This window comes from Photorhabdus caribbeanensis, assembly GCF_018448885.1.
GTDB classification, from domain to species: domain Bacteria; phylum Pseudomonadota; class Gammaproteobacteria; order Enterobacterales; family Enterobacteriaceae; genus Photorhabdus; species Photorhabdus caribbeanensis.
Window position 1 is genome coordinate 1 of the sequence record NZ_RCWB01000085.1, and the last position, 2,613, is coordinate 2,613.

Sequence of the window (2,613 nt, forward strand, 5' to 3'; positions counted from 1 at the left end):
CCTACTCTCACATGGGGAGACCCCACACTACCATCGGCGCTACGGCGTTTCACTGCTGAGTTCGGCATGGGGTCAGGTGGGACCGCCGCGCTATCGCCGCCAGGCATATTCGGTTTCCTTCCGGCCGTTGCGGCTACCCGCCCACAACCACCCGAAGCAATCTGTTCAACAAGCTGAAATTCGTCTCTCTACTCTCATCCCGACACCCGGCTTCCGCCCGCTGTCGTCTGCACGCCAAAACCCCTTCGGCGTTGTAAGGTTAAGCCTCTCGGTTCATTAGTACTGGTCAGCTCAATGCATCGCTGCACTTACACACCCAGCCTATCCACGTCTTCGTCTTAAACGTTCCTTCCGTGACCTAAAGTCAGGGGAAGACTCATCTCAAGGCAAGTTTCCCGCTTAGATGCTTTCAGCGGTTATCTCTCCCGCACTTAGCTACCGGGCTATGCCATTGGCATGACAACCCGTACACCAGCGGTGCGTCCACTCCGGTCCTCTCGTACTAGGAGCAGCCCCTTTCAATCTTCCTGCGCCCACGGCAGATAGGGACCGAACTGTCTCACGACGTTCTAAACCCAGCTCGCGTACCACTTTAAATGGCGAACAGCCATACCCTTGGGACCTACTTCAGCCCCAGGATGTGATGAGCCGACATCGAGGTGCCAAACACCGCCGTCGATATGAACTCTTGGGCGGTATCAGCCTGTTATCCCCGGAGTACCTTTTATCCGTTGAGCGATGGCCCTTCCATGCAGAACCACCGGATCACTAAGACCTACTTTCGTACCTGCTCGAACCGTCACTCTCGCAGTTAAGCTGGCTTATGCCTTTGCACTAACCTCACGATGTCCGACCGTGATTAGCCAACCTTCGTGCTCCTCCGTTACGCTTTGGGAGGAGACCGCCCCAGTCAAACTACCCGCCAGACACTGTCCTCAGCCCGGATCACGGGCTTAAGTGAGAACATCGAACATTCAAGGGTGGTATTTCAAGGATGGCTCCATGCAGACTGGCGTCCACACTTCTCAGCCTCCCACCTATCCTACACATCAAGGCTCCATGTTCAGTGTCAAGCTATAGTAAAGGTTCACGGGGTCTTTCCGTCTTGCCGCGGGGACACTGCATCTTCACAGCGAGTTCAATTTCACTGAGTCTCGGGTGGAGACAGCCTGGCCATCATTACGCCATTCGTGCAGGTCGGAACTTACCCGACAAGGAATTTCGCTACCTTAGGACCGTTATAGTTACGGCCGCCGTTTACTGGGGCTTCGATCAAGAGCTTCGCCTTGCGGCTAACCCCATCAATTAACCTTCCAGCACCGGGCAGGCGTCACACCGTATACGTCCACTTACGTGTTTGCACAGTGCTGTGTTTTTAATAAACAGTTGCAGCCAGCTGGTCTCTGCGACTGGCTTCGGCTCCGGAGGCAAACTCCTTCACCTAATGCCAGCGTGCCTTCTCCCGAAGTTACGGCACCATTTTGCCTAGTTCCTTCACCCGAGTTCTCTCAAGCGCCTGAGTATTCTCTACCTGACCACCTGTGTCGGTTTGGGGTACGATTCAATATGACCTGATGCTTAGAGGCTTTTCCTGGAAGCCGGGCATCAGCCACTTCACTGCCGTAGCAGCTCGTCATCACGCCTCAGTGTTTAAAGAAGAGCGGATTTGCCTGCTCCTCCCACCTACACGCTTAAACCGGGACGACCGTCGCCCGGATGGCCTAGCCTTCTCCGTCCCCCCTTCGCAGTCACATTCAGTACAGGAATATTAACCTGTTTCCCATCAGCTACGCCCTTCGGCCTCGCCTTAGGGGTCGACTCACCCTGCCCCGATTAACGTTGGACAGGAACCCTTGGTCTTCCGGCGAGCGGGTTTTTCACCCGCTTTATCGTTACTTATGTCAGCATTCGCACTTCTGATACCTCCAGCGGGCCTCACAGCGCCGCCTTCAACGGCTTACAGAACGCTCCCCTACCCAGCAACACTTTCATGTCGCTGCCGCAGCTTCGGTGCATGGTTTAGCCCCGTTACATCTTCCGCGCAGGCCGACTCGACCAGTGAGCTATTACGCTTTCTTTCAATGATGGCTGCTTCTAAGCCAACATCCTGGCTGTCTGGGCCTTCCCACATCGTTTCCCACTTAACCATGACTTCGGGACCTTAGCTGGCGGTCTGGGTTGTTTCCCTCTTCACGACGGACGTTAGCACCCGCCGTGTGTCTCCCGTGATTACATTCTTCGGTATTCGCAGTTTGCATCGGGTTGGTAAGCCGGGATGGCCCCCTAGCCGAAACAGTGCTCTACCCCCGAAGATGACTTCACGAGGCGCTACCTAAATAGCTTTCGGGGAGAACCAGCTATCTCCCGGTTTGATTGGCCTTTCACCCCCAGCCACAGGTCATCCGCTAATTTTTCAACATTAGTCGGTTCGGTCCTCCAGTTAGTGTTACCCAACCTTCAACCTGCCCATGGCTAGCTCACCGGGTTTCGGGTCTATACCCTGCAACTCATTCGCCCAGTTAAGACTCGGTTTCCCTGCGGCTCCCCTATCCGGTTAACCTTGCTACAGAATATAAGTCGCTGACCCATTATACAAAAGGTACGCAGTCACCC

General features: G+C 55.0%; 2 rRNA genes. Both read right to left on the bottom strand.

Annotation, left to right across the window (positions count from 1 at the left end):
- Positions 1–104: ribosomal RNA gene (gene rrf, locus EAE90_RS22995) — 5S ribosomal RNA — on the bottom strand; the annotation flags it as partial.
- A 151-nt stretch (positions 105–255) separates the two neighbouring features.
- Positions 256–2,613: ribosomal RNA gene (locus EAE90_RS23000) — 23S ribosomal RNA — on the bottom strand; the annotation flags it as partial.